The 19,291-nt window shown below is 53.9% G+C and carries 19 protein-coding genes; 11 read left to right on the top strand and 8 right to left on the bottom strand.

Annotation, left to right across the window (positions count from 1 at the left end):
- Positions 1-164 precede the first annotated feature (164 nt).
- The 4 genes from rpmG (at position 165) to rimO (ending at position 3,141) form a co-directional block, all read left to right on the top strand.
- Positions 165-347 (top strand): 50S ribosomal protein L33, encoded by a 183-nt coding sequence (gene rpmG, locus P1X16_RS23090; protein WP_227610342.1) that lies wholly within the window; start codon positions 165-167, stop codon positions 345-347.
- Between the two features lie 7 nt (positions 348-354).
- On the top strand, positions 355-516 hold the full coding sequence (locus P1X16_RS23095; RefSeq protein ID WP_277234246.1) for a DUF4295 domain-containing protein: 162 nt from the start codon (positions 355-357) through the stop codon (positions 514-516).
- A gap of 188 nt (positions 517-704) precedes the next feature.
- Positions 705-1,679 carry a signal recognition particle-docking protein FtsY gene (ftsY, locus tag P1X16_RS23100; RefSeq protein WP_277234247.1) on the top strand — a complete coding sequence of 325 codons (975 nt, stop codon included), beginning with the start codon at positions 705-707 and terminating at the stop codon, positions 1,677-1,679.
- A 145-nt stretch (positions 1,680-1,824) separates the two neighbouring features.
- Positions 1,825-3,141, top strand: coding sequence for a 30S ribosomal protein S12 methylthiotransferase RimO (gene rimO / locus P1X16_RS23105; protein ID WP_277234248.1), 1,317 nt, complete (start codon positions 1,825-1,827; stop codon positions 3,139-3,141).
- 73 nt (positions 3,142-3,214) lie between these two features.
- On the opposite strand, the gene P1X16_RS23110 is transcribed toward rimO, so the two are convergent.
- The gene (locus P1X16_RS23110; protein ID WP_277234249.1) at positions 3,215-4,420 is read right to left on the bottom strand and encodes an acyltransferase; all 1,206 of its coding nucleotides are present in this window, start codon (positions 4,418-4,420) and stop codon (positions 3,215-3,217) included.
- A gap of 366 nt (positions 4,421-4,786) precedes the next feature.
- Between P1X16_RS23110 and bshC the strand changes: the two genes are divergently transcribed.
- The 3 genes from bshC to P1X16_RS23125 all read left to right on the top strand — a co-directional run bounded on the left by bshC (position 4,787) and on the right by P1X16_RS23125 (position 7,691).
- Positions 4,787-6,379, top strand: a complete 1,593-nt coding sequence (gene bshC / locus P1X16_RS23115; RefSeq protein WP_277234251.1) for a bacillithiol biosynthesis cysteine-adding enzyme BshC — start codon at positions 4,787-4,789, stop codon at positions 6,377-6,379.
- Between the two features lie 113 nt (positions 6,380-6,492).
- Complete coding sequence (locus P1X16_RS23120; RefSeq protein ID WP_277234253.1) at positions 6,493-7,065, top strand: 5-formyltetrahydrofolate cyclo-ligase; 573 nt, start codon at positions 6,493-6,495, stop codon at positions 7,063-7,065.
- 113 nt (positions 7,066-7,178) lie between these two features.
- On the top strand, positions 7,179-7,691 hold the full coding sequence (locus P1X16_RS23125; RefSeq protein ID WP_277234255.1) for a biopolymer transporter ExbD: 513 nt from the start codon (positions 7,179-7,181) through the stop codon (positions 7,689-7,691).
- A 512-nt stretch (positions 7,692-8,203) separates the two neighbouring features.
- Here the strand turns inward: P1X16_RS23125 and P1X16_RS23130 are convergent.
- The 3 genes from P1X16_RS23130 to mnmD form a co-directional block, all read right to left on the bottom strand.
- Positions 8,204-8,827 carry a GDYXXLXY domain-containing protein gene (locus tag P1X16_RS23130; RefSeq protein ID WP_277234257.1) on the bottom strand — a complete coding sequence of 208 codons (624 nt, stop codon included), beginning with the start codon at positions 8,825-8,827 and terminating at the stop codon, positions 8,204-8,206.
- A 3-nt stretch (positions 8,828-8,830) separates the two neighbouring features.
- On the bottom strand, positions 8,831-10,045 hold the full coding sequence (locus P1X16_RS23135; protein ID WP_277234258.1) for a DUF2157 domain-containing protein: 1,215 nt from the start codon (positions 10,043-10,045) through the stop codon (positions 8,831-8,833).
- Between the two features lie 393 nt (positions 10,046-10,438).
- The gene (gene mnmD, locus P1X16_RS23140; protein ID WP_277234260.1) at positions 10,439-11,125 is read right to left on the bottom strand and encodes a tRNA (5-methylaminomethyl-2-thiouridine)(34)-methyltransferase MnmD; all 687 of its coding nucleotides are present in this window, start codon (positions 11,123-11,125) and stop codon (positions 10,439-10,441) included.
- Between the two features lie 140 nt (positions 11,126-11,265).
- On the opposite strand from mnmD, the gene P1X16_RS23145 reads away from it, so the two are divergent.
- Genes P1X16_RS23145 through rlmN form a run of 3 tightly spaced genes read left to right on the top strand, consistent with a single transcriptional unit; the run spans position 11,266 to position 13,373 of the window.
- Positions 11,266-11,691, top strand: a complete 426-nt coding sequence (locus tag P1X16_RS23145; protein ID WP_277234262.1) for a thioesterase family protein — start codon at positions 11,266-11,268, stop codon at positions 11,689-11,691.
- A gap of 50 nt (positions 11,692-11,741) precedes the next feature.
- On the top strand, positions 11,742-12,248 hold the full coding sequence (locus tag P1X16_RS23150) for a hypothetical protein (protein ID WP_277234264.1): 507 nt from the start codon (positions 11,742-11,744) through the stop codon (positions 12,246-12,248).
- Positions 12,249-12,302: 54 nt separating this feature from the next.
- A complete protein-coding gene (gene rlmN, locus P1X16_RS23155; RefSeq protein ID WP_277234266.1) occupies positions 12,303-13,373 on the top strand; it encodes a 23S rRNA (adenine(2503)-C(2))-methyltransferase RlmN in 1,071 nt (356 codons plus the stop codon).
- Positions 13,374-13,454: 81 nt separating this feature from the next.
- Here the strand turns inward: rlmN and P1X16_RS23160 are convergent, their stop codons facing one another.
- From P1X16_RS23160 to P1X16_RS23170, 3 genes are all read right to left on the bottom strand, one after another.
- Complete coding sequence (locus P1X16_RS23160) at positions 13,455-14,663, bottom strand: hypothetical protein (RefSeq protein WP_277234267.1); 1,209 nt, start codon at positions 14,661-14,663, stop codon at positions 13,455-13,457.
- A gap of 393 nt (positions 14,664-15,056) precedes the next feature.
- Entirely contained in the window at positions 15,057-16,208 is a 1,152-nt protein-coding gene (locus P1X16_RS23165) for a hypothetical protein (protein ID WP_277234269.1), read from the bottom strand.
- Between the two features lie 183 nt (positions 16,209-16,391).
- Entirely contained in the window at positions 16,392-17,360 is a 969-nt protein-coding gene (locus P1X16_RS23170; protein ID WP_277234271.1) for a YihY/virulence factor BrkB family protein, read from the bottom strand.
- Positions 17,361-17,506: 146 nt separating this feature from the next.
- On the opposite strand from P1X16_RS23170, the gene P1X16_RS23175 reads away from it, so the two are divergent.
- A complete protein-coding gene (locus tag P1X16_RS23175) occupies positions 17,507-18,349 on the top strand; it encodes a hypothetical protein (RefSeq protein WP_277234272.1) in 843 nt (280 codons plus the stop codon).
- A 95-nt stretch (positions 18,350-18,444) separates the two neighbouring features.
- On the opposite strand, the gene P1X16_RS23180 is transcribed toward P1X16_RS23175, so the two are convergent.
- Positions 18,445-19,173, bottom strand: coding sequence for a DUF3891 family protein (locus P1X16_RS23180; RefSeq protein WP_277234275.1), 729 nt, complete (start codon positions 19,171-19,173; stop codon positions 18,445-18,447).
- Positions 19,174-19,291 lie beyond the last annotated feature (118 nt).

Raw genomic sequence — 19,291 nt, forward strand, 5'->3', positions numbered from 1 at the left:
GCTCTGCATTTTGGAGTTAAGTACAAGGCTGCAGAATCAACCAGCTCGGTGGTAGAGAGGTGAATGTCAAAGTGATATTCACTACTACATTATTGACTTGAGTGTTTGTCAATTCCGAAAAGACCTGTACCTTTGCAGTCCTTAATCCCAAAAACCCCGTCGAGATGGCTAAGAAAGGAAACCGGGTGCAGGTAATCCTCGAATGCACCGAGCACAAGAACTCGGGTCAGCCGGGCACCTCGCGCTACGTCACCACCAAGAACCGCAAGAACACCCCTGAGCGCATTGAATTGAAAAAATTCAACCCCGTGCTCAAGAAGATGACCGTTCACAAGGAAATCAAGTAATTGAGTTATGGCTAAGAAAGTAGTAGCAACCCTGAAAGTAGCAGGCGGTAAAGACTGGGCGAAAGTAATTCGTGCCGTTAAATCCGATAAGACTGGTGCCTATACCTTCCGTGAGGAAATGGTGCCCGTTGACAAAGTGCAGGATTACCTAACCACTGGCGTTAAGTAGTTCAGCGCCCTCGTGGCCCCCTGACCGAAGTGAAGAAGTCCCGCCAGTGTGGGACTTTTTTGCGTTATATGTAGCGCGAAGCTCCAGCTTCGTGTATCACCGAACGAGCGGAACGGCACCCCGTGCAACCGCTCGTTCAACCTCTGCCACGCTGCGCGAAGCTGGAGCTTCGCGTTACACCCTATCCCATGGGCCTCTTCGATTTTTTCAAAAAAGACAAGGAAAACAAGGAGCAGCAGGAGTCGTTGGACAAAGGGCTGGAAAAAACTAAAACCAGCTTCTTTGACCAGCTCAGCAAAGCCGTAGTCGGCAAAGCTACCGTCGATGAGGCGGTGCTCGACGACCTGGAGACCTTGCTAGTACACGCCGACGTTGGCATCGATACCACGGTGAAAGTCATCGACCGTATCGAGAAGCGCGTGGCGCGCGACAAGTATGTCAGCACTTCGGAACTGGACCGGATTCTGCGCGAAGAAATTGTGGACTTGCTGCAAGACAACCGTACTTCTGGTTCCAGTGCCATCCTCGACCGGCCCGACAGCCCCGGACAACCCTTCGTGATTATGGTAGTGGGAGTCAATGGTGTGGGCAAAACTACGACGATAGGTAAGCTCGCGCACCGTTTCCATAGCGCCGGCAAGAAGGTGGTACTAGGAGCCGCCGATACGTTCCGAGCCGCCGCCGTCGATCAGCTTATTATCTGGGGCCAGCGGGTAGGCGTACCGGTTATTTCGCACGGTATGAACACCGACCCTGCCTCGGTAGCTTATGATGCCATCAAGCAAGGGGTGGACTTGGGAGCCGACGTCGTGATTATCGACACGGCCGGCCGCCTGCACAACAAGGTGAACCTGATGAACGAGCTGAACAAGATCAAGCGCGTGATGCAAAAGGTGATTCCGGATGCGCCCCACGAGGTGCTGTTGGTGCTCGATGGTAGCACTGGGCAGAACGCTTTTCTGCAAGCCAAAGAATTTACGAAAGCCACCGAGGTATCGGCGCTGGCCATTACCAAGCTCGACGGTACGGCCAAGGGCGGCGTGGTCATTGGTATCTCAGACCAGTTGCAGGTGCCAGTGCGCTATATCGGAGTAGGAGAGAAGATGACCGACTTGCAGCTGTTCGACCGGCGCACCTTCGTCAACTCATTGTTTAAGAAATAGCACACATCCTAATAGTGTTGTTGCCCGAGCGAAGCGAAGGACCTTTCCCATCGGAACGAAACGATAGAACGAATTGTCGTTCACAACTAGTTTGTTCCGGCGAGAGGAGGTCCTTTGCTTCGCTCGGGCAACAAAAAATCAACGTATGAAAGTTAGAAGCCAGCAGGCCAATAAAGTAAACGTCATCACGCTTGGCTGCTCCAAGAATATTGTCGACTCGGAAGTGCTGATGGGGCAATTGCGCGCCAACCAGTTTGAGGTGACGCACGAAGCCGACAAGAGCGACGCCAACATTGTGATTATCAACACCTGCGGCTTCATCGATAACGCCAAGCAGGAAAGTATTGATACCATTCTGCGCTACGCCGACGAAAAGGAAGCTGGCAAGCTGCAGAAGCTCTACGTAACGGGTTGCCTTTCGCAGCGCTACAAGGACGACTTAGAGGTGGAGATTCCGCAGGTAGATGCTTACTTCGGAACGCTGGAGCTGCCGCAGCTCATGAAGACGCTGGAAGCTGACTACAAGCACGAACTGGTGGGCGAGCGGCTTCTGACCACCCCACAACACTACGCTTACTTCAAGATTGCCGAAGGCTGCAACCGGCCGTGTTCGTTCTGCGCCATCCCGCTGATGCGCGGCAAGCACGTTGACCGGCCTATCGAAGACTTAGTGCGTGATGCCAAGCGTTTGGCTAGCATGGGCACCAAAGAACTGATCCTCATTGCCCAAGATTTGACCTACTACGGCCTGCAAGCCTATGGCGAGCGGAAGCTAGCTGACTTGTTGCGCCACCTTTCGGATGTGGAAGGCATTGAGTGGATTCGGATGCAGTACGCGTATCCCTCGCAATTTCCGCTGGATGCACTGGACGTAATGAACGAGCGCGCCAACATCTGCAAGTACTTGGATATGCCGTTGCAGCACGTATCAGATAACATGCTCAAGACCATGCGCCGTGGCATCAGTCGGCGGCGTACTATCGAGCTGGTAGATACCATTCGGCAGCGCGTGCCCAATATTGCTTTGCGTACCACGCTCATTGCGGGCCACCCCGGCGAGACGCAGCAGGACTTCGAAGACCTCTACGACTTTGTAGAGCAAACCCGCTTCGACCGGCTTGGTATCTTCACCTATTCGCATGAGGATAACACGCATTCCTTCACTCTGCCCGATGACGTACCGGCCGATGTAAAGCAGGACCGTGCCGACCAGATCATGGAATTGCAGCAAGGCATTTCGATGGAGTTGAACGAGCAGAAGGTGGGCCAAACCTACAAGGTGCTCTTCGACCGCAAGGAAAGCGGCTATTTCGTGGGCCGCACTGAGTTTGACTCACCCGAAGTTGACAACGAAGTGCTGGTGCCCGCCACCAAAAACACGTTCGTTCGCCTCGGTGACTTTGCCAACGTTAAGATCAACGAAGCTTCTGATTTCGACTTGTACGGCCAGCTAGTTTCGTAACCTACTACTGACCAACAACAGAAAAGGCGCCTCTTGTACAAGGGGCGCCTTTTCTGTTAGTAGGAATTGCTGACTACGCAGAAGGGCTTCCTAAATCCAACTGCATAAGTTGTCCTGATGGGGTAATGACTTGCTCCATCGCCTTGCCAGCTTTTTCGATAGAAGGCTTGCGCTTGTTTTTCAGGAGCAAGAAATATTTCTCGAAATACGTGTAGCTCAACCAAGCCAACCCTGCGCTCAAAGGCAGTGCAATAGCAACTCGGATAACTGTATTGAGCGGTGTAGAAGGGATGTGCAACTGGTGCGAACTAAGGGCTAGTAGCTCAAGCACAATGCTGTGCAAGCAGTAGAAACCATACGTAAAGGTGCCCCAATACGTCAGGAAGGGGATGTTCTTGATTTTAAACCAGGAGCGAGTAGCGTAATTCTGCTCTAGAATAACCAGAACAAAAAAGAAAGATTGCGTGATGTGCTGATCGGTAACGGCTTTTATCGCTGAAGGAAGAAATTTCTGTGGCCCTAGAGTAAGTAGGCCGAGCAGATAAATACCGGTAATGGTCCAGCGCGACCAACCAGCAATAAATTGACGGAATGCCGGATAGCGGAAACAGAGCCAACCAGCGCCGCCGCCCATTGCCATATCCGATATAACGGCGAATGTATGCCGGTACGTCAGGAAAAAGTTAGCCTGATGCGTGAAGCGGAACCAGAAGGAGGCCGCCATGATCAACAGGAACGCGCCCGGCCGCCAACGACGGAAAACAAACATCAGCAATACGGGCCACACCAGATAAAATTGCTCCTCAACGGCTACAGACCACAATACAGCTAAGCTGCCAGCGGCCGGCTGCACTCCCTTCCAAACTGAATCCATGTTGCCAAGGAAAATCATGTGCAACCCGAGGCTGGCAGTTTCATGATGGGGCATGTTGAACCAGTGCATGACGAGGGGATGCACAAAAAATCCATACACGATGACCACATAGAATACAGGCCAAATGCGCAGGATACGGCGGCGATAGAAATCCAGCAGGTTAATTCGTTGGTGCCGTTGCTCTTCTTCTAAGAGGAGATAAGTAATCAGGAAGCCTGACAGTACATAGAAGAAATTGACCCCTAGAGTGCCCTTGTTGAATATACTAAATGCAGGAGAGGAAGCTAATTCTCCAGGCGCAGTGGCTACAAGGCCATGAAAAGCAAAAACTCCTAGGCAAGCTAACGTGCGTAATCCGTCTAGATTAGGAAAATAAATTTTGGGTCGCTGAGAGCTGGATTGCATAGACACTCGACATTAAAGCGTTTTAATGCCCAAATATTGCTAAATAATATGGATGTGGTACAAAGTAGCACCACTTTTTTACTGATAAATCTAACTATCCTAGAATAGTTATAACAAGAACAGGGGTACCTAAGGTTTAGATTATATTTTTATTGCACTCTATACGTGAATTTATAGATGGAAGTTTCTAATTCTAAATGCATTCAAGGGGTTAAGTGTTATTAATTTGTAGTTAAAATATAGATATTTATATATTAATAGGGTGTGGGGTTGTGCATGTAAGTACCCCTCGGGTTGAGCGGATCCCACAAATTGCCAGTTACTTTGTGGCGGCTGGCCGGTTATAGCCGAATTATTCTTCATTGTATGTCCGTCACGACCCTGCGCTACGCCGATACCGGCGCATTTTCCTCTTTGCTCACTGCTTATCTGGCCCGGCACGAAGCCCTGATTCCATTTTATCACCGCTTTCCGACCCTCGATGAATTTGCAGCGCAGATAGAAGAGAAGAAAACCCACTACACCCCCGAAGCCAGAAAGCGGCTAGTTGCTGCCCTGCGGGAACAGTACGCTACGCTGCCCGATGTACACGAGCAAGTACAAGCCAACCTCGACTTGCTGGCTAAGGACACCACCTTTACTATCACCACCGGCCACCAGCTTAATCTGCTAACGGGCCCTCTGTACTTTGTGTACAAGATCGTAACGGCTATCAAGCTTAGTCGTCAGCTGAAAGAACAGTATCCGCAGTACGATTTTGTGCCGATGTACTGGATGGCCACCGAAGACCACGACTTCGCCGAAATCAACCATCTGCACCTGTTCGGGAAAAAATACGAGTGGAACTCAACTGAACAAGGCGGACCAGTAGGGCGGCTGAAGCTAGCTGGCCTGCGGGAAGAGCTACTCGACCAACTGCCAGCCGACGTGCCCGCTGCCTTCCGTGAAGCATATCAGGAGTCGGCAACGCTGGCCGAGGCCATGCGTCGGCTTACGCATAGCATGTTTGGGCAGTATGGCTTAGTAAGCCTTGATGCAGACAACCCCGACTTAAAGCAAGCGTTGGTGCCGGTACTGGAACGCGAGATTCTAGAGCAAGCTTCCAATAAAGCGGTGCAAGTAGCCAATACACAGCTGGAAGCTGCTGGTTTCAAGCCGCAAGTGTATTCGCGCCCTTTGAATCTGTTTTTCCTGACCGATACCGGCAAACGGGAGCGTTTGGAGTACGATGCGGCCGCCGACTGCGTGCAGATAACCGTGCGCAACACCAACCGATGTCATACCCAGGAAGAACTACTAGAGTTAGCCCGGCAGCATCCCGAGCAGTTCAGCCCCAACGTGGTGCTGCGGCCGCTGTACCAAGAGCTGCTCTTACCCAACCTGTGTTACATCGGGGGCGGCGCGGAGGTGGCATATTGGTTTCAACTAAAGCAGGTGTTTGCCGATAATCAGGTGCCGTATCCGATTTTGCTGCTCCGCAACTCGGCCCAATACATCGGAAAAGCTAGTGCGGGCAAGTTGCGCAAGCTCGGTCTGACTTCGACGGATATCTTCCGGCCGCTGCCCGACCTGAAGAAGCAGGTCGGTGCATCGTTAGGGCAGGAGGAGGTTAGCCTTGCGGCGCAACAACAGGCACTGGCGGCCGTGTTCAAGGAAGTATCGGACTTGGCGCAGCGCCTCGATCCTACGTTGGTACGCACGGTGGCAGCCGAGCAGCAGAAAGCCGCTAGCAGCTTAGCCGGACTAGAGAAGCGCCTAAGTAAAGCGGCGGAAGCCAAGCATGAAACGGCGTACAGCCAGCTCGCCGCCCTCAAGGACAAGCTCATGCCCGACGGCCAGCTGCAGGAACGTATCGACAACGTACTTAGCATCCTGATTAACAATCCGCAGTTCATCGACCAGTTGTTGGAAGCTTTCGACCCGCTGGCGCTGGAGTTTACGGTGCTCGAAGAAGAGTAGTAACGCAGGACGCCTAGCTTTGCTGTTAGTTGCCGTAGCGCGGGCTAAGTTTCCGCGCTACGGCAAACCATATGAATAGTGCCCGGCGCATGCTGAAGCCTATACTACACTCCATGACCAAAGCTGACTTGCGCCGTGAGGCCTTGGCCCGCCGCCGAGCCTTGTCCGCTGACGAATTGGTGCGGCGGAGCATTGAACTGCAGAAGCGCTTATCGGAGCACTTCGCGGTAGCAGCGTGGAATTGGCTGCATGTGTTCCTGCCAATTCCTCAGCAAAACGAGCCCGATACCTGGCGCATCATCCGCTGGATATGGGAGCAGAAACTGCCCGTGCAGCTAGCTGTACCCATCGTACAGCCCGACGGCCAAAGCCTACGCCACTACCGCCTCACCCCCGACACCCAGTTAGCTACCAACCGGTGGGGAATACCCGAGCCAGTTGGGGCCGCAGAAGTTTTGCCGCCGCAGTTTGATGCTGTTCTGGTGCCGCTGCTTGCTTTCGACGAAGAAGGCCACCGGGTAGGCTATGGGAAAGGCTTCTACGACCGGTTCTTGCTGGATTGCCGCTCAGATGCGTTGCGTATTGGGCTGAGTTTGGAGCCGCCGGTTCCGAAGATTATAGATGCTTGGTCGGGTGATGTACAGCTCCATGCGTGCGTGACGCCGGAAGGGGTGCGGTGGTTTTGAGAGGCAGCAAGGCAGCCATGACCAATAGGGCAGACGGTAGCAGAAATCACAAGCAATAAGCAGCTACACAGTACCGTTGCTTGGTTGTTCGTTCACTATATACTGTTCTCGTTATGGCTGAAATTCAATCTTCCGCTCCCGCTGGCCGTGGCACCAAGCCTCGCCGCAAGAAAATGTCGACCCGCATCGACATGACCCCCATGGTCGACCTGGCCTTCCTACTGCTCACCTTCTTTATTCTGACGGCTTCGTTCAATAAGCCAACGGTTATGGAACTGGCTATGCCTGATAAGAAGGGTCCTTCGTCCGATATATCTGCAAGTCGGGCGCTCACGCTAATCCTAGGCAAGAACGGCCAGGTGCATTACTTCTTCGGCTTGAATACCAAAGCCGAGCCCGCCACACTACACACCACTACGTTCAGCTCGGAAGGGCTGCGGCGGGTGCTACTTGAGCGGCAACGGCAACTGCCAGCTCCCACGGTACTTATCAAGGCTGGTCAGGATGCTAAATACCGCGACTTAGTAGACGTGCTAGATGAAATGACCATTACCGATCAGCAGAAATACGCGTTGGTTGACTTGTCTGCTGACGACAAGAAGCTGCTGGAAAAGAACTCGTTATAAGTTGGAGTAAGCTAGCTGCTTGCTGCATCAGCGAGTAGCTAGCTTACCGACTTGGTAGCTGCTATAGCCGAAAGTAGCCACTGCCAAGAGCTGCAAGACATACGCGCCGTTTAACAGTACTTGGTAAAAATTAACAGGTGATGCAGGAGGTATTTCGGTAGCGTTTAGAGGTGGATAAATTCTCCAGCCCCCCATACTGCCTACAACTAGCGGCGAAAGCAAGCAGGTAACTATGCCAATCAACAGGGCACTAAGTGCTGCAAGCAGTAGGTAAGTCTGAAGAGGATACCGACTTCGCAATAACATAAAGAAGCCGACCACCAAGAGGAGAAGTAGAAATAATACTCCCACAAACACTACAGGCTGCACAACGAAATAGGTGTTGTGCATCTGGATATCAAGCTGTGGCTGCAACAGCGCGCCGAATCCGAGAAAGACACCTGCCAGCAAAAAAGCTAACCCCAACGACACCAATAACCAACGCAGCACTAGCTGCAACGTTTTCGAGGATATCACGGTGTGGTTGGTGAGGTAGAAGATGTCGGCAGCACATCCACTTGCTTGATGCGCGCCTGCCCCCACGGCGCAATACTGACTTGCACTCGCAATGATTGTTTTGGCTTGAGCTTACGGCCAGTGTCTTCGGGTACATAATATCGTTCGAAGCCGTAGCGGAGGCGTATGCTGCGCCGAAAAGCATCGGCCACCCATCCCCGGAGCACTACTTGGTTGGCCGGCACGGTAGGCTCCTGCGGATACACGCCCACCGCCTCGTAGTTGCCCTGGCGGGACTCTAGCACCACGTACACGGCCTGCTTGCGGCGCGGCCTACCGGGGCCCCGCCACAAGTGACCGGGAATTTGGCTGATGCTATAATTTAGGTTGAGATAGTCGCCGTAGAGTAGGTCGCGCGGGTCTACGGGGGTGCTACGAAGCGTGATGGTCCGGCCAAAAGCAGCGGTAGCATAGCCAGCGGCGGCTACTGCTAACACAAACAGCACCTGCGCTACCACCAGCCACCGCACACCCTGCCGCCGGCGCGACTCTTGCACCTGCGGCAACGGCGCGGGTGTAGGCAGCGTGGTAGCAGCCGGCGTAGCGGCATTCGAAGAAGAAAGTTCGGGAGAAGTCGGCATGGGTTAGTCGGGGGCTTTCACCGAAAATGTTTGGGTGGCGCGGCGCCGCAAAACCCACCATAAGCCGAGCAGCAGCAACCCACCCAGCAAGAAAAACAGCGACTTATCCATGAAGCCCCACGTGAGCTTGAAGTAAGCAACTGCCGTGGTCAGGATAAACAGGGCGGTGCCGAGCGTTACGCGGTCCGGGTTGTGCTCGTGATGGGCGCGGGCTAGCACCGACCCGGAATATGCGTACAGCACTACCAGCGTAGCCACGGCCAGCGGCAGCCCGCCCGGCAAATAGAAGCCCGGCAACAGCAGCAGCCAGTCGGTGGCGCTGCTTAGGCGGCCTCGGGCTCGTTTGCCCCATAGCGACAAAGCCAGTACCACGCCAAGCGCCGCCAGATATGCTAGCAACGGTGGCCGCAATTCTCCAGCGTAGGTATCCGTTTCGCCGAACAAAGCCAGCCCCAGCGTGAACAGGAAAGCAGCCACTAGCGGCGGCCCTTGCAAGGCGCGGCCGGCGGGCCGGTCGGTTTGCCAATCACCTGCCGCGTAAATCAACATGGCTGGTACAAAGAACCACGTGATTTTGATATGCAAGTGGTTTATCAGCAAGGCAGCCTGCCACAGTAGGCCCGTTGCTAGTACGCCACCTAGCAGCGAATCGGGGCGGCGCCACCAGTAGTAGCCTAGTCCGCCCGCGGTTAGCGCCGCCGTGAAATAGCTGAACACGCCTAGCTGCCCGGTGTTGTAGCCCTGCACAATGCCTCCGATAACAACGGTAAGCAGAAATACAAACTGGCTACGGTACAGCCACGTCAGCAGGATGCCGACTACCGCCCAAGCCAGCAACCCCGTAAGGTCGTAGCCGATGAGCTGGTACATCTGGCTGGTGAGCACAATGCTGGCCCCGAACAGAATCAGCCCCAAGCCTACCAGCCCCATACCCAGCGCCTCGTACTGGCGGCGCAGAAAGTATTCGGCGGCGGCGTAAGCCCCCGTCAGACTGCCGAGCAGCAGCCCTAGCCGCATGAGTTCTGGCATCTCCTGCCAGTTGGCGGCCACTACGCTCAATGCACTCAGCCCGATAAGCAAACTGCCTAATAGTGGCAGCAACCCTATAGCACGTTGTTCGGCCGGGTAGAGAGCCAGCAGTTGCGCGTGCTGCTCCGGGCTGATAATGCCTTTGCGCACCCATTCCACCCCGTCCGTTTCTAATAATTTACGACTCATAGATACTGCAACATACGCAGAAGGTATAATTCACGAGCTTTTCCTGCGACACATGAGAAGCTGTAGTTCTGTACGGATCCCAAAAGGTTCTCTGGTATTCGCCTTCGTTGCTAGTTAGGGCTGAACTGCTGGAACCACTGTACGTCCACGTCGCGGTACCATTCTGTGTGCTTTGAAACGCAACCACAAGCTGGGCACCACGTGTCTAACCATTGTTTGCGGCAGTTTGGGCATTGGCCAGCCGTATCAAATGTATTCCACTGGTGCAGGCAGGTGCACTGCCAAAGCTTGTCGTTGCCCGAAGGCTGCCAATTGCATTTCGGGCAAGCAATAATGAGTTGATGGTCAGGCATTACTTGGCAATGTTAGATTACAGTCGTGAGGTTCGGCGGGTTATGCCGCTTTTCTCGCCCGCGTCATTTCGCGCTTGCCGGGTGGACCCGGAATTTTCTCCACCAGCCAGCCAGCGGCCTTCAGGCTGCGACGGAAGCTACCCTTGGCGCAGTAACTCACCAGCACGCCACCTGGTGCAGTGGCGGCGTAGAGTTGGGCAAACACCTCATCATTCCACATATCTGGCTGCTTTTCAGGCGCAAAGGCATCGAAGTAGACAACGTGGTAGGTGTCGTTGGGCAGTGGGGTGTCTTGCAGGGCACCGGCAATTTTATGGAGCGCAAACCGCGGCGTGAGTTTCACCAACGTATCCCACGCGGCGCTGTGCAATTGCTGATGATAATCGAGTAGCTCTGGGTTGAGCACGTACCGCTCCACGCCAAGCGTCTCGATGACAGCGACTGGCAACGGATATTTCTCGATGGTGTCGTAGCGAATGGGGGAGGGGCTGGCTAGGCTGCGCTGCAAGGTCAGCAAGGCGTTGAGTCCGGTGCCGAACCCAATTTCCAGTATCCGCACTGGGCTGGTAGACCCTGCCAGCACTGGTTCAAGGCCGGCGCCTAAGTATACGTGTTGGGCCTCCTGAACTGCTCCGTGGGTGCTGTGGTAGTGCTCGTCTAGCTCGGGCACGTACAGCGTACTCGAGCCGTCGGCCGTGACGCGAACTTCTACTTTGGGAGTAATCATGAGGGTGAAAACGATAATAGCGCTAGTAAAGAAGGAATAGCAGAAAGATATACGAGGTAAGGGGTGGCGCGGCTTGTTTGCTGGTTGGTCCGTATGCAGAAAGCCGCATAGCAATTTTGGTTTTCAACTAAGCTCTCCTTATGCCCCGCGTCAAAGTAAATCTACCCGAAACTTTTCTGTTCTCGGTTGCCATTCCCGTCCGCATCACCGACCTCAACTACGGCGCCCACCTCGGCAACGATTCTTTGCTCGGGATACTGCACGAAGCTCGGGTGCAGTTCTTCCAGCACATAGGCCAGTCAGAGGTGGACCGCGCCACGGGGCAGGGCTACATCATGGCCGATGTGGCTATCGAGTACAAGGGAGAAGCGTTTTACGGAGACGTGCTGCACATTCAGATAGCCGCCAACGACCTGCACCCCTACGGCTTCGATGTGGTGTACAGCGTTGTAAACCAAGACGGCCGCGAAGTAGCCAGAGCCAAAACCGGCATGCTCCGCTTCGATTACAATACGCGGAAGCTGCTGCGTTTGTCGGAGGAAGTAACGGCCCGGTTGAGTAGTTAAGCTTTTGTCAACGATAGTCCGTTATCTTTCATCTCAACGCTTCCTCTGCTATGTCTTTATTCATCAGGCCATTTGGTCAGCTGTTGCTGCTGGCTGCTTTACTTTTTTCGACAATAGAGCAGGCAACTGCTCAGGCCCAGGCTTCCAAAGCACGTGCTCAGGCAAAACCACCTGTCACTCTCGATTCCTCTAAAGTCTATACGTATGTGGAGCGCATGCCAGTATATCCTGGCGGTGGCGGGACAAAAGCGCTGACGGCCGATTTCTTGCGTGAGTTTCGCAGTGCTAGCGCTACGGCAGGCTGCTCGCCTCCTACGCCAGTGTTTGTGAGCTTCACCGTAGGACCTAGTGGGGTTATTTACAACGTGGCAAGTGTCAACAACGTGATAAGTGTTAACAATCAACCTGCTCCCAACAACTTGCCTAAGCTGTCTGCCGCTTGCGAAGGGGCCTTGGTTGCGGCAGCCAGTAAACTGCCGCGCTTCACGCCCGGCACGCAAAATCGACGCCGAGTGGCCGTAACCATCACTTTGAAACTAGCCGAGCCGACGCCATAAGAGAAGTTGAATTTCCAGGAACCCAACTGCCTCACTCGTTGTATCTTTGCAGCTATGATGATTGACCTGCCCGTAGTTTCCAAACGCGACATTCGCAAAATCAGCCCCGACGAGCTCAAAACCTTTATGGTGGAGCACGGCGAAAAGCCGTTCCGTGCCAAGCAGGTGAGCGAGTGGCTGTGGAAAAACACGGCCTCCTCGTTCGAGGAGATGAACAACATTTCCCTGGCTACCCGCCAGTTGCTGGCCCAGCACTTCGTAATCAACGGCGTGACGGTGCACAACAAGCAGCTTTCCAACGACGGTACCATCAAGTCGGCGTTCAAGCTCTACGATGGCAACATTGTGGAGGGCGTGCTTATTCCGCACGACACGCGCATGACGGCCTGCATCAGCTCGCAGGTGGGCTGCTCACTCACGTGCAAGTTCTGCGCTACCGGCTACATGGACCGTAAGCGCAACCTCGACGCCGCCGAAATCTATGACCAAGTGGTGCGCATCAAGGAGCAGTGCGAAGCCGAGTACGGCACGCCGCTTACCAACATCGTGTACATGGGCATGGGCGAGCCCCTGCTCAACTACGCTAACGTGGTGAAAAGCATCGAGCGCATCACCGCGCCCGATGGCTTGAACATGGCGCCGCGTCGCATTACGGTGAGTACGGCCGGCATTGCCAAGATGATTAAGAAGCTGGCCGACGACGACGTGAAAGCCAACCTGGCCCTGAGCCTGCACGCGCCCAACGACGCCAAACGCAATGAAATTATGCCCATCAACGAAGCCAATTCCCTGGCTGCGTTGAAGGAAGCTCTCCAATATTATCACCAGAAAACAGGCCGCAAGGTAACCTACGAGTACATCGTGTTCGAGAACTTCAACGACACGCCGCAGGATGCCGAAGAGCTGTTCCAGATTTCGAAATGGTTGCCTTGCAAGGTGAACCTCATCGAATATAACCCCATCGAAAACGCTGACTACCGCAACACTGGCGAAGCGAAGCTGATGGCGTTTCTGAAGTATTTAGCCGACCGCGGCGTGCAGACCAACCTGCGCCGCAGCCGCGGCAAAGACATCGACGCCGCCTGCGGCCAGCTAGCTGTAAAAGAAAAGTCAGAAGCGGCCTAGTCGTAGTTGTAGTAACCCTAAACACCAAGCGCCACTCGTATTGCTACGAGTGGCGCTTGGTGTTTAGGGTTACTGTAGCCATCAGTATCGGCTGCCTCTGCCAAAGCGGAAGGCAAGGTCCAGATAGACAGGCAGAACCACAAAAGGGTCTTCGGGGCCGCTGAAGGGTACGGCATAGATGCCGCCGAGCCCAAAGCTAAAGCGGCGGTTTGCGTAGCGGGTGCCAAACAACCCAAATGTTCCAGGCTCACTATTGATGAGCAAGAAGTTCTCGTTGACCAACGACCAACCTCGGCTGATACGCTTCTGCGCACCGTAGTGCAGCACGGGCGTGTGGTCTATTCCATTTTTGTCGATGCTGTAGCCTAGCCCCACGCTCACGTTATCGTCGGCGGAGCCGTAGGTAACCACACCATAGCCGATGCCAGCGCGAATAGGCTCAAACTCGGGGTCTAGTTTTGGGAGGCGCACGTACATCACCCCGCCGCCTACGTGCCACTTTTCGCTGAGGCTTGCCGTCAACTTGGGCGTAAAGAGCAAAAATTGGTCGCGCAGGGGCACGGTAGGAACAGCTGAAAAGAATACCCCTGCCGAGAAATTGTTAGTGAAACCATACGTAGCGCCAAACAGCAGGCCGTCAGTTTGCTGTACATACCCTTCTCCGCGACGTAGGTTACGAGCTGTTGGGACCAGAAACAGCCGGTGGCCGTTGCCCACCGAGAACCGAGTTTTCAGCCGGTAGCCGGGCTGGGGTAGGGGTTCGATCCGAGCTATGTCGGTCCGCTCCACAACAACCAGCCCGGAATCGGCGGTGAGCAGCTCTATGCGCTTACGATAGTGCAACAACTCTTCCCCTTCTATCACCGCGCCGGAATGCAGTTCCACTCGGTACCAGCGACGACCATTCGAAAAGGGCAATTTGATTTGGTAGGGACTGATTCGAGGAAGCTTGTTCAGTTCCTGCTTGCGCGTCTCGATGGTCTCGCGCACGGCCGCAAACTCGGCGGAAGAAAAGGGACGCAACATAGTGCGGCCGTCGCGCAGCAGCGTGCGCAGGCGAATGGTGCTGTCGAGGAGTAAATTCTGCTCGAAGCGGGCTTCAACGAAGTTATCAGCAGCGTAGTAGGAAAACAAGCCGTAGGTGGCTTTCTCCTGTGCATCAATGACTTCACCAACTATGGCACTGACGATGAGTGGGCAGGTAGTAGGTGGTGACTCTTGGGCGACAGTTTGGTAGGAAATAGGGCAAGCGAACAGCAAAAGCCAGCATAGAACACGGATGCGCTGCATAAGACTGTATGTATAACATGGAATGGCTTACTGTTTATAAAGCAATAGTTAGGTTGGAATAACTGGCAAAGCAAAACCTAACAAACCGTCCTCATCAGTAGTATTTAAGACCAAAAACGAGTTGGAACTACCTAGCAGAAAGTGTGGCTGAGCAGCCGTTTCGTTGGTCTGCTACGCTTATAATTTGATAGCATAGTAGGCTGGTAACACCTGCTCTCGTTGCGTGTATAGCAAAGAGTTCTTTCTGCAAACGATGAAAAAGGCTCTTGTTGTATGGGGAGTAGCCACGAAGGAGAAACTCACAACTTGTTGTTGCTTTACAACCGCTTACAAAGCGAAGGCCCGACTGTAATCAATACAGTCGGGCCTTCGCTTTGTAAGCGGTTGTGCAGGCTACTTGGTTTTGCCAAAGCGGTATGCAATTTCCACATAAGCTGGGTAGAAGCCGCCCACATCAGTCCCGTACACGAACCCTAGGCTGCCGCTGAGGCGAGTAGCAGCCAAACGTACACCAAGCAATCCAAGTAAGCCGTCGCCGGCAAAGTATGTTTCGTTCAATAAGGAAAGGCGGCGTGATACGCGTGTTGCTCCACCTACCACCACTATGGGGGTACTTTCACGTTCTCCATCGACAAAGGCATAGCCTAGACCAAGCGTAGCATTGTTGTCGGCAGAGCCATAGGTTGCTACGCCATATCCGATTCCGGCGCCACCACTTTCTCTGAAGCCAAAGGCTCGAGCGTATAGAACCCCACCTCCTACATTGAATTTCTCGCTTACTGGTACACTCACTTTGGGAGTAACGGCCAACACTCCAGCTCCAAGGCCAGGAATGATAGGGAATAGTACGCCGAGTGAAATGTTGTCGGTGATACCGTAGTTGGCACCAAATAGAAAAAGGTCGATGTTTTGAACATAGCCTTCCCCTTTGCGTAAGTTTCGGGCAGTAGGTGCAAAGAACATACGCGTCCCGTTTCCTACTGGCTCCCAACCGCGCTGGGCCTGGGCAGTGGAAAGCAGCACTAACCGACGAACATTCAGCTTCTGAACGGTAATGCGGCCTAAATCCGTAGTTGTAAAATCCAGTTCGGTTTCTCGCTCGGCTACCAGTACACCAATAAAGGAACTGCCCGATACCAGTTCAACAGAATATGTCTGGCCCAAGGAATCAATACCCAACCTGCCGGGCTGCTGATTCAAGGAGTTCTTTAGCTCCCGGTTACGGTCCTCGATTAGGTTGCGCACACTTTCAAACTCACGGGTTGTGAAGGGGCGTACCCGCTCGTCACCATTGCTGAGAGTAGTTTGCAGAGTGATAGAGCTTTGGGTGCTATCGGAGGTCGTGAAGCGCAGAAAGCGAGCTTCTCGGAACATATCCGCCGAATAGTAAGGAAATAGGCCGTATGCTATTTTTTCCTGCTTATCGATAATCTCGCCTACCGCAGGATGCACGATTATTGTATTGGCGTTTTGTTGTTGGGCGTGCGCCACAACACTGATTAAGCATCCTAAAAATGCTAGTACCGCCTTCAATTTATAGAACATAGGATATGCCAGATAAGTGGGTAGGCAAACCTACCATTTCCGGCATATACTCAAGCGTTTGCACGCAAAAAAAAGTACTTGAAAAGTAGATTGTTAAACAACCCAGTTGGATACTGGTATCTAAGTTGAAAACAAGCTTTACAAGCCAACTAGCAGGTTTGGCTGCACCGCAAATCTGACTTTTCAATTCCGCCAACGGCCCACGGCGCGGGGGCGGCCGGTCGAGATTTCCTCGTTGGATTCACCTTCTGGTACCTCCCGGGTTTCGATGCGCACAGCGTGGGCTTTGGGTTGCACTTTCTGGCCAAAGGCGTCGGCAAACTCTTGCGTAAATTCTGCGCCGAAGAAAATGATGAGCGAGGAGTAGTTCACCCACAGCAGCAGCACTATAGCCGAGCCTGCCGCCCCAAAGGCCGAACCAGGGTCGGATTTGGCAATGTAGAAGGCAATCAGATACTTGCCTACCAGAAATAGCAGGGCCGTAATGAAGGCTCCAATGCCTACGTCGCGCCAACGAATGATGGCGTCGGGCAGGAAGCGGTAAATGAGGGCAAACAGCAACGACGTGATAAAGAGCGAAAGGGCAAAATCAACGAGATGAATGAGCACGATGGTGACTTCCGGTAGGAGGCGTTGCAAGTAGTCGGTGAAGGAGCTGAGAACGGCACTAATCACAAAGGAGATAAGGAGTAGGAGCGCCACGCTCAAAATCAGACCAAAGGAGAGAAGCCGGTCGCGGATAAACTGCCAGATGCCGCTCCGGGGCTTTACTCGCAGGTTCCAGATGTCGTTGATGCTCTCTTGTAGCGTAACGAAAAATGTGGTGGCCGCGAAAATAAGCGTGCCGACACCGATGATGGAGGCAATACCACTTTTCTGCTGCTTGGTAAACTCGGCAATCGAGTCTTGAAGAAACTTAGCGGAATCGGCTCCTACCAAGCCCTTCATCTGCCCGTAGATCTGGCCCGTTACGGCCTCGCCGCCATACACCGAACTAGCTACCGTAATGACGATAAGTAGCAGGGGCGGCAACGAGAAAATGGTGTAGTAGGAGAGGGCTGCGGCATGCCGAAACGAGTTGTTGGATATAAACTCACTGCCCGTAGCCTTGAGCGTATTGACGATGTCGGAGAAGCGGTAGTGCGTAGCCATAAAGCAGGTGATTCAGAAAGAGTCGCTCCAACTAGTACGATCTTACGGCCCTGGCGTTCGATGCAACAAAGCAAAAGGCAGTTGCTTACACAGAGTAGCGTAGCTTAGTAGTAGGACCAGAGCATATTTTTTCTTTGTTTTAGCCTATGAACATCTCCTATTTTACCCGTCAGCTAGCTGCGCTGTGGCCGGCCTTGTTGCTTGGCAGCCTGGTGGCTTGTAATTCCACCAACGAGAAACCCGCTTCGGGCGCGGCCGATACGCCCCGCACCGACAGCCTGGCTTCGTATCCGTCCGCCGAAGGCTTCGATAAAGCGGGTTCTGACGAACGAGCTCAAGCCCTAGCCGACGAAGTGATGCGCCAAATGGGCGGTTACTCGGCCTGGCAGCAGACCCGGCTGTTGGGGTGGGACTTCCTCGACGGTTCTTACCAGCTATGGGACAAGAAAACCGGAGATTTTCACTGGCAGAAAGACAGCTTAGTAGCCAACTACAACCTAACCACCAAGCAGGGCCACGCCTACCGCGGTGGCAAGGATATTTCGGATATGGAAGAAGGCAAGAAGCTGCTCGAAAAGATGTACCCCATCTGGGTGAACAACTCGTGGTGGCTGCTGATGCCCTTCAAACTCAAGGACTCCGGCGTTACGCTCACCTACAAAGGCCCTGGTAAGCTGATGGACGGCACTACGCCGGCCGAGGTGCTGAACATGACCTTCAAGAATGTAGGCGTCACGCCCGACAACAAATACGAAGTTCTGGTAAATCCTCAGACCAAGCTCGTGGAGGAATGGGCCTATTATCCGAAGGCCACCGACGCGCAGCCGGCTTTCCGCCGCCGCTGGTCGGAGTACAAGCAATACGGCCCGCTTAAGCTCGCCACCGACCGTACCGACGGCAAAGACGGCCGCCGCCTCGACCACGTGTACGCCAGCACCGAGGTGCCCACCGGCCTCATGGACAGCAAAACCCCCGTATCGAAACTGTAACGTAACAGCCAGCTCGATTCTGTTTGAAAAAAAGTCTGCCGTAGGAAAGCGAAACCGCCTTTCTTACGGCAGACTCTTTTTTAACCCGTTGAAAGCTATTGCTTAAATTCCCAAGTGAGTGTTTCAATGGGTGCTTCACGCAAGGCGGCGGCGAGTTCCGCGTCGTCTTTGAACTGGAGCTGGCGCAACAGGCTGGCTTCCACGCTCACCGTGAATTGCTTTTCTCGGAAAGGCCAGGGATGCACGGTGAGTGGGCCGTTTTCTGCGGGGCGTTGCACGTCGTAGCGCTGGCCATCCGTGCCAGTATAGATTTCGAGGGCGCGCGCCATTTCGGGTAGCTCTTGGCGGCAGAGAATCAGGCTGAGCCGGTCGCACCAGTGCATGAGGTCGTAGGCGTGCTGGGCTTCCTGTTTGTTAACTTTAAGCTGTTTGCGCCATGTGTTTTGCTGCGTCCTTTGCTCATCGAGAAAAGCGTCAGTGGTGGAGTTTTCGCCGCGCATACTCTCGTAGAGCGTGCTTACGTGCATGCTGGTGAGTAGGCTACGCCAACGTCCTTGGAAGCGTGCTGCGTGCAGCACGCCTTGGGCCTGCTCCAACGAGAAATCCTTCATCGTGAAATTGGCAGGTGCGCCAGCGGGCGTGAGGCCGTAGTGACCGTCCCAGTTGTGTTGCTCGTCGTCGTGCTGTGCTACGGCGGCTAGAAGGCCGACCCACTTGTCTAGTGGCAAGAAAGCAGGCCACTCGTGCATGAGCTGAGCAGCTAGCAGCGCATGCGCCTGCTGGTAGATAATTTGCCAGCCATCGGCCGTGTAGTTTACGATCATAGCGTCTTGCGGTGTGCCGGGTTCCCGCACAGGAACGCATAGTAAAACCAGAGGTTTTTGGGAAACCTTGAAAACATAGCACCCACTAGTTTAGAGAATGTTATCAGAAGGTGCTGTT

The sequence above is a fragment of the Hymenobacter sp. YC55 genome (assembly GCF_029433095.1).
Lineage (GTDB): Bacteria > Bacteroidota > Bacteroidia > Cytophagales > Hymenobacteraceae > Hymenobacter.

Excerpts from the sequence above, each read along its gene's own strand:
- rimO (WP_277234248.1), top strand. The coding sequence starts at position 1,825 with ATGAAAGTTAGAAGCCAGCAGGCCAATAAAGTAAACGTCATCACGCTT.
- ftsY (WP_277234247.1), top strand. The coding sequence starts at position 705 with ATGGGCCTCTTCGATTTTTTCAAAAAAGACAAGGAAAACAAGGAGCAG.
- P1X16_RS23165 (WP_277234269.1), bottom strand. The coding sequence starts at position 16,208 with ATGTTCTATAAATTGAAGGCGGTACTAGCATTTTTAGGATGCTTAATC.
- P1X16_RS23120 (WP_277234253.1), top strand. The coding sequence starts at position 6,493 with ATGACCAAAGCTGACTTGCGCCGTGAGGCCTTGGCCCGCCGCCGAGCC.
- P1X16_RS23170 (WP_277234271.1), bottom strand. The coding sequence starts at position 17,360 with ATGGCTACGCACTACCGCTTCTCCGACATCGTCAATACGCTCAAGGCT.
- P1X16_RS23175 (WP_277234272.1), top strand. The coding sequence starts at position 17,507 with ATGAACATCTCCTATTTTACCCGTCAGCTAGCTGCGCTGTGGCCGGCC.
- rpmG (WP_227610342.1), top strand. The coding sequence starts at position 165 with ATGGCTAAGAAAGGAAACCGGGTGCAGGTAATCCTCGAATGCACCGAG.
- P1X16_RS23110 (WP_277234249.1), bottom strand. The coding sequence starts at position 4,420 with ATGCAATCCAGCTCTCAGCGACCCAAAATTTATTTTCCTAATCTAGAC.
- P1X16_RS23095 (WP_277234246.1), top strand. The coding sequence starts at position 355 with ATGGCTAAGAAAGTAGTAGCAACCCTGAAAGTAGCAGGCGGTAAAGAC.
- P1X16_RS23125 (WP_277234255.1), top strand. The coding sequence starts at position 7,179 with ATGGCTGAAATTCAATCTTCCGCTCCCGCTGGCCGTGGCACCAAGCCT.
- P1X16_RS23130 (WP_277234257.1), bottom strand. The coding sequence starts at position 8,827 with ATGCCGACTTCTCCCGAACTTTCTTCTTCGAATGCCGCTACGCCGGCT.
- P1X16_RS23145 (WP_277234262.1), top strand. The coding sequence starts at position 11,266 with ATGCCCCGCGTCAAAGTAAATCTACCCGAAACTTTTCTGTTCTCGGTT.
- P1X16_RS23135 (WP_277234258.1), bottom strand. The coding sequence starts at position 10,045 with ATGAGTCGTAAATTATTAGAAACGGACGGGGTGGAATGGGTGCGCAAA.
- P1X16_RS23160 (WP_277234267.1), bottom strand. The coding sequence starts at position 14,663 with ATGCAGCGCATCCGTGTTCTATGCTGGCTTTTGCTGTTCGCTTGCCCT.
- P1X16_RS23180 (WP_277234275.1), bottom strand. The coding sequence starts at position 19,173 with ATGATCGTAAACTACACGGCCGATGGCTGGCAAATTATCTACCAGCAG.
- bshC (WP_277234251.1), top strand. The coding sequence starts at position 4,787 with ATGTCCGTCACGACCCTGCGCTACGCCGATACCGGCGCATTTTCCTCT.
- rlmN (WP_277234266.1), top strand. The coding sequence starts at position 12,303 with ATGATGATTGACCTGCCCGTAGTTTCCAAACGCGACATTCGCAAAATC.
- mnmD (WP_277234260.1), bottom strand. The coding sequence starts at position 11,125 with ATGATTACTCCCAAAGTAGAAGTTCGCGTCACGGCCGACGGCTCGAGT.
- P1X16_RS23150 (WP_277234264.1), top strand. The coding sequence starts at position 11,742 with ATGTCTTTATTCATCAGGCCATTTGGTCAGCTGTTGCTGCTGGCTGCT.